This window comes from Streptomyces synnematoformans (genome assembly GCF_039531005.1).
Lineage (GTDB): Bacteria > Actinomycetota > Actinomycetes > Streptomycetales > Streptomycetaceae > Streptomyces > Streptomyces synnematoformans.
Genome location: NZ_BAAAPF010000377.1, coordinates 1 through 6,198, shown reverse-complemented (window position 1 = coordinate 6,198; position 6,198 = coordinate 1). Strand labels below are relative to the sequence as shown.

5 protein-coding genes and 1 pseudogene are annotated in these 6,198 nt (G+C 77.4%); 2 read left to right on the top strand and 4 right to left on the bottom strand.

Features of this window, described 5'->3' with window-relative positions:
- Positions 1–108: 108 nt before the first annotated feature.
- The gene (locus ABD317_RS32385; RefSeq protein WP_344294690.1) at positions 109–840 is read left to right on the top strand and encodes an ABC transporter permease subunit; all 732 of its coding nucleotides are present in this window, start codon (positions 109–111) and stop codon (positions 838–840) included.
- 228 nt (positions 841–1,068) lie between these two features.
- Here the strand turns inward: ABD317_RS32385 and ABD317_RS32380 are convergent, their stop codons facing one another.
- Genes ABD317_RS32380 through ABD317_RS32370 form a run of 3 tightly spaced genes read right to left on the bottom strand, consistent with a single transcriptional unit; the run spans position 1,069 to position 4,141 of the window.
- Entirely contained in the window at positions 1,069–2,691 is a 1,623-nt protein-coding gene (locus tag ABD317_RS32380) for an aminotransferase-like domain-containing protein (RefSeq protein WP_344294686.1), read from the bottom strand.
- A 53-nt stretch (positions 2,692–2,744) separates the two neighbouring features.
- Positions 2,745–3,506, bottom strand: coding sequence for a B3/B4 domain-containing protein (locus tag ABD317_RS32375; RefSeq protein ID WP_344294688.1), 762 nt, complete (start codon positions 3,504–3,506; stop codon positions 2,745–2,747).
- A gap of 2 nt (positions 3,507–3,508) precedes the next feature.
- Positions 3,509–4,141, bottom strand: coding sequence for a LysE family translocator (locus ABD317_RS32370; protein WP_344294684.1), 633 nt, complete (start codon positions 4,139–4,141; stop codon positions 3,509–3,511).
- Between the two features lie 359 nt (positions 4,142–4,500).
- Here ABD317_RS32370 and ABD317_RS32365 point away from each other — a divergent pair, with 359 nt between their 5' ends.
- A complete protein-coding gene (locus ABD317_RS32365; protein ID WP_344294682.1) occupies positions 4,501–5,256 on the top strand; it encodes a sulfite exporter TauE/SafE family protein in 756 nt (251 codons plus the stop codon).
- 3 nt (positions 5,257–5,259) lie between these two features.
- Here the strand turns inward: ABD317_RS32365 and ABD317_RS32360 are convergent.
- Positions 5,260–6,198, bottom strand: a pseudogene (locus tag ABD317_RS32360) (hypothetical protein); the annotation flags it as partial.

Genomic DNA, 6,198 nt, shown 5'->3' with positions numbered 1-6,198 from the left:
GAGAGCACGAGCTCCTCGTGCTCGCGGCGGAGGCGGGAGAGGGGGCCCGGGGCGGGCTTCGACGGCCTACGGGCCGCGGGGCGCGCGGCGCGGGCGGAGTGGACGAAGCTGCGCACCGTGCCCGGCACGTGGTGGCTCCTCCTCGCCGTCGCCGCCGTCACCGCGGCGGTCGGCGCGGGCGCGGTCAGCGGGCTGTCCACGGCGCACTGCCCGCCCGCCGGCTGCCGCGAGGACGTGGTGCGGACCAGCCTGGCCGGCGTGTGGGCCGGGCAGGCGCCGCTCGCGGTCTTCGCGTCGCTGGCGGTCACGGCGGAGTACGGCACGGGCACCATCCGGACGACGCTGACGGCCGTGCCCGCCCGGCTGCGGGTGCTGGCGGCGAAGGCCGCGGTGGTGGGCGCGGCGGTGCTGGTGGCGGGCGGGGCCGGGGCGTGGGGGGCGCTGCTCGCGGGGCGGGCGCTGGTGCCGGCGGGCTTCGCCCCGTACGACCTGGGGGCGGGCCCGGTGCTCCGGGCCGGCTTCGGGTCGGCGCTGTACCTGGCGCTGGTGGCGCTGCTGGCGCTGGGCGTGGGCACGGCGCTGCGGGACACGGCGGGGTCGGTCGCGGCGTGCCTGGCGGTGCTGTACGCGTCGCCGCTGGTGGCGGGGATGCTGTCGGATCCGGAGTGGGTGGAGCGGCTGCAGCGGTACGGGCCGGCGTCGGCGGGTCTTGCGGTGCAGTCGACGGTGGGCACGGACGGGTTGCCGATCGGGCCGTGGGCGGGTCTTGGCGTGCTGGCGGCGTGGGCGGCGGCGGCGCTGGCGGCGGGCGGCGCGGTGCTGCGGTCCCGGGACGCGTGAGACCGTGACCGGAGGCGTCGAGCGGGCACCGGTGCGGGCGCCCCGCGCCCCCGGTGCCCCCGGGCCCCGCACCCCGCCCCACACCCCGCCCCGCACCCCGCCCGGCGGGCCCGCCCCGCGGGGGACCGGCATGCGGGTCCCGCCGGTACGGGCGGGCCCACCGGCTGAGACCCGGCCGGCACCGGCGCGCCGCTACGACCGCGCCGACCGGCCCGGCACGCCGCCGCGTCACCCCCGCAGCGCCCGGCCCAGCAGCCGCACCCCCTCCGTCACGGCGTCGGGGTGGCTGGCCGCGTACCCCAGGACCAGGCCCGGCGGGCCGGGGCGGAGCCGGTGCCAGGACAGGGGCTGCACCTTCACGCCGCAGCCGAGCGCCGCCGCCGCCAACTCCGTGTCGGTCACCCCCGCCGGCCCCGTACCGTACGAACCGGCGCCGCCCCCTCCGTCGAACGTCACCGTCAGGTGCAGCCCCGCCGCCGCGCCGTGCACCACCGCGCCCGGCAGGTGCTCCGCGACCGCCGCGATCATCGCGTCCCGCCGCCGCCGGTGCCGCCCCCGCAGCAGCCGCAGGTGCCGCTCCAGCTCCCCCGACTCCATCAGCCGCGCCAGCACGAGCTGCGGCAGCACCGCGTTGCCCAGGTCGGTGAACCGCTTGGCGTTCACCAGCGCGTCCCGGTACCCCGGCGGCGGCACCACCCAGCCCACCCGCAGCGCCGGCGCCAGCAGCTTCGACACGCTGCCCATGTAGCAGACCCGCTCCGCGAGCATCGCGCGCAGCGCGGGCACCGGCGGCCGGTCGTAGCGGTGCTCGGCGTCGTAGTCGTCCTCCAGCACGAGCCGGTCGCCGGCCTCCGCCCAGCGCAGCAGCTCGCGGCGGCGCTCGCCGCTGAGCACCGCGCCGGTCGGGAACTGGTGCGCCGGGGTGAGCAGCACCGCGCGGGCGCCGGTGGCGTGCAGCTCGTCGACGCGTATGCCGTCGGCGTCGACCGGGACCGGGACGATGTCCAGCCCGCTGTTGTCCAGATGCTGGCGCGTGCCGAGCGAACCGGGGTCCTCCACCGCCACCGCCGGCACGCCGTCGGCGCGCAGCACCGGGTGGAGCAGGGTGAGCGCCTGGGCGGTGCCGGCGACGATGACGACGTCGTCGGGGTCGGCGCGGATGCCGCGGTTGCGGGCGAGCCAGCCGGCGACGGCGCGGCGCAGGGCGCGGGCGCCGTGCGGGTCGCCGTAGCCGAGGTCGGCGGCGGACAGCTCGGCGAGGACGGCGCGCTCGGCGCGGAGCCAGGCGGCGCGCGGGAACGCGGCGAGGTCGGGCGGCCCGGGGGTGAGGTCGATGCGGGCCGGGGCGGCGCGCAGGGCGTCGAAGGCCTCGGGGCCGGGGGCGGCGGGAAAGAACACGGCGGCGTCCCTCCCCGCCGCGGCGGGGAGGGACAGCACCACGCCCCCCGCGGCGGCGGAGGAGGGCACACCCGCGGAGCCCAGCGCGCGCACCTCCGCCCCCTGGCCCGCCCCGGCCCCGGGCGCCACCGCGCCGCCCGCCCCCACGGGTGCCGGGGGCGCCGCGACCACCACCGTCCCGCCGCGCCGCCGCCCCTCGACGTGCCCGTCCTCCGTCAGCCGCCGGTACGCCTCCGTGACCACCCCGCGCGACACGCGCAGCTCCGCCGCCAGCACCCGCGTCGGCGGCAGGCGGCTGCCCACCGGCAGCCGCCCGTCCGCGATCCCCTCCCGGAGCCGCCGCGCCAGCCAGTCCGCCATCCCGCCCGCCGGCGCGTCCCCGACGTCGAGCTGCAGGAAATCCGACCCGTACGCTTTGGACCTCTCGGAGGCCGCCTTCCCCACCCCGTTCATGAGGCCATCGTGGCACGCGCCACCGACAACGCCCCGCCCGGAGCCCGCCGCCCTCACTCCCCGAAGACGAACTCCGGCGCCGCCCCCGTCAGCACCGCCGACTTCGCCGCCACCCCCCACAGCCGCGCCAGCTCCCCCTCCACGGCACCCGTCAGCTCCGCCACGTCCGCCGCGGCCGTCCCGTGGACGCCCTCCGCCACCACCAGCACCCTGCGCGTCTCCGCACCCACCGCCGAGTAGCCGCTCTGCCGGTTCGTCCAGCGCCGGGCGTGCGCGCGCCCCGCGGAGTCGGCGAAGGTCACCTCGCCCGCCGCCGGATGCTCGGTCCCGCCGCCGAACGTCGTGTACGTCTCGTCGCCGCCCGCGCGGCGCACCTGCAGCCACGGCTCGGCGATCCGGTCCACGTCCAGTACGGCGACGGGGATCGCGTACGCCATCGAGACCGCGTTGCACAGGTCCACGACCGGGTGAATCCGCGGCAGCGCGCCCTCCCGCCGCAGCCGCCGCAGCAGCGACTCCGACGCGCACCGGTACTGCGTCGGCCGCAGCCCCATGCGGGTGTACGTCCGCCGCCACGCCCGCACCTCGGGGAACTCCCCCTCCGTGCCCTCCGCCAGCCGCCGCCGCGCGACGTCCGTGTACGCCGCGATCCGCGCGTCCAGCTCCCCCCCCCCGCCGAACCCCCCGCCGGACCCCCCGGCGCCGCCGCCGGAACCGGCCCCGCCGGAGCCGCCCCCCGCCACGGCTCCGTACACCGCCCCCGCCACCAGCTCCGGAAACTCCGCCCGCAGCTCCTCCGCATGCCCGAACCGCATCGTCACGCCACCGCCAGCTTCGCGCCCAGCCCCACGAACGACGCCGCGAACACCCGCCGGATCGCCGTCAGCACCCGCGGCCGCCCCAGCACCTGCCCCCGCACCGCCGCGGCGCACATCCCGTACGCGACGAACACCACGAACGTCAGCCCCGTGAACACCGCGCTCAGCCGCAGCATCGCCGCCACCGACCCCTCCTCGCCCGCCGGCACGAACTGCGGCAGGAACGCCACGAAGAACATCGTCAGCTTCGGGTTGAGCAGGTTCAGCAGCACGCCGGAGACGATCACCCGCCCCGCGGGCCGCGGACCGGACGACGCGCCGCCCGGCCCGCCCGGCGCGTCGTCCCCGACGGCGAGCGCGTCCTTGTCGCGCAGCGTCGACCACGCCATGTACAGCAGGTACGCGACCCCCAGGTACTTCACCACCTCGAACGCCAGCGCGCTGGCGTGCAGCAGCGCCGCCAGCCCGGTGACGGTCGCGACGGCGTGCGGCACGGTGCCGAGGGTGCAGCCGAACGCGGCCACCACGCTCGCGCGCCGGCCGTGGGCCAGCCCGGCGGCCAGGGTGTAGACCACGCCGGTGCCCGGCGTGACGACCACGACGAGCGTGGTCAGCAGAAAGGCGGTGCTCAAGGAGGCCTCCGGCGACGGCGATGGCGGCTGTACGCCACTGAACGCCACCCACCCTCGCCCACCGATGGCCTGACGGGCAGAGCCAAAGGAGGACGAGATCACCGGTCCATAAACCGTCCGCCGCTACGGCTCCACCCCCGCCGCGTACCAGAGTCATGCGCGTCAAGCCAGCCCTCGGGGCCGCCCGAGAACACCCGAGGATTGACTTGGGCGGATCGTCGCGCCCACGATGACCACGATCTTCGCGGCGCCCGGCACCCGGGTCCGGCCGCACGACGTACGGGGTCCACCGGGACCGGCCGGCGGCGGGAACGCCGGTCGACCGGAGGAACGCCGACCAGCTACGGAACGAGGACGCCGTGGAACCGTTGGAAGCCGTCGCGCTCGCCGGCGCCGGACTTGCCGCCGGCGGCATGAACGCGGTCGTCGGCTCCGGCACCCTCATCACCTTCCCCACCCTCCTCGCCCTGGGCTACCCCCCGGTCCTCGCGAACGTCTCCAACAACCTCGGCCTCGTCCCCGGCGTCCTCGGCGCCGTCTACGGCTACCGCCGCGAGCTGCGCGGCCAGCGCCGCCGCATACTGCGCTTCGGCACCGCCTCCGTCCTCGGCGGCCTGGCCGGCGCGCTGCTGCTCCTGCAACTGCCGGCCGAGACGTTCCAGGCCGTGGTCCCCGGCCTCATCCTCACCGCCTGCGCCCTGGTCCTCCTCCAGCCCGTCCTCAGCCGCCGGCTCGCCCGGCGCGCCGAGGACGGCGACACGGACGGCGGCGCCCCGATGTGGCTCACGATCCTCGGCACGGGCGTGTACGGCGGCTACTTCGGGGCCGCGCAGGGCGTCATCCTCATGGGCCTGTTCGGGGCCTTCGTACGCGACGACATCCAGCGCCTCAACGCCGTCAAGAACGTGCTCGCCGCGCTCGTCAACGGCGTCGCCGCGATCGTCTTCATCCTCGTCGCCGACGTCGACTGGACCGCGGCCGGCATCATCGCCTCCGGCTCCATCGTCGGCGGCATCCTCGGCGCCCACCTGGGCCGCAAGCTGACGCCCACCCTGATGCGCGCCGTCATCGTCACCGTGGGCACCACCGCCGCCCTCACGATGATCATCAGCTGAACGCTACGGCTGCGCGGTGTCGTTCCGCCAGACCGTGACGTCGAGGACGACGTAGCTGCTCGGGTCGCTCTGCGGCGAGAGACCCTGGAACGTGATCAGGGCGACGTGCCCGGCCTGGGTCTCCAGGCAGATGTGCGCACCCTCCTCGACGTCGCCGAGGTAGATCGACTCGGCGTAGCGGGTGACCTCGCGGCAGGTGTCGAGCGTGGGTTCCTCGGTGGGCTGGAGCAGGACGAACCTGCCGTGGTCGGTCTGCAGATAAGGCCCGCTGGCGTACTCGATGTCGCCGTCGCCGTCGGTCTCCGGCCTGAGCGGTTCGTCGTTGAGGTTGAGGTGGTACGACGCGGGCAACTCGATGCCGTCGTACCCGGCCGGTTCCGGGTCCGCGGGGGGCGCGCTCGCGGTCGGGTCCTCGTCCGGCTGCGTGCCGCCGGTGTCCTGCTGCTTGCCGTCGCCGTCGTCGTTGGTCCGGGGCTTGGTGTCCGAGGAGCGGTCCTGCCGGCCCGCATCGCTGCTGCCGCCGCTGCCGTCGTCGTCCTGGAGGGTGTTCACCAGGTACGCGCCGCCGCCGGCGCCCAGGAGCAGGGCGCCGGCCAGCAGGCCGGCGAAGAGCCCGACGCGCCGCTTGCGGGGCCGGGGGGCGGGCTGCTCCTGCACCTCCGGCCGCGGGTGGGGCGGGTCGGGGCGGCGGGCGCCGGGGGCGGGGGCGGGCTGGTGCCGGGTGGGCGGTTCGGCCGGGCCCGCGGTCTGGGTGGGCGGGTGGACGGGGGCCGCGGCGGCGGTCTGCGTCGTCTCGGCGTCCGCGGCGGGAGGGTTCGGGGCGGCCGGGGCGGCCGGCGCGGCCGCGGCGGGCGGCGTGGCCGGATCGGACGGTGCCGACTGCGGGGCCGGGGCGGGCGGCGTTCCCGGTACGGATGGCGCGGCGGGCGGCGGCGTCGCGGA

Coding starts and splice junctions, on each gene's coding strand:
- ABD317_RS32380 (WP_344294686.1), bottom strand. CDS start 2,691: ATGAACGGGGTGGGGAAGGCGGCCTCCGAGAGGTCCAAAGCGTACGGG.
- ABD317_RS32375 (WP_344294688.1), bottom strand. CDS start 3,506: ATGCGGTTCGGGCATGCGGAGGAGCTGCGGGCGGAGTTTCCGGAGCTG.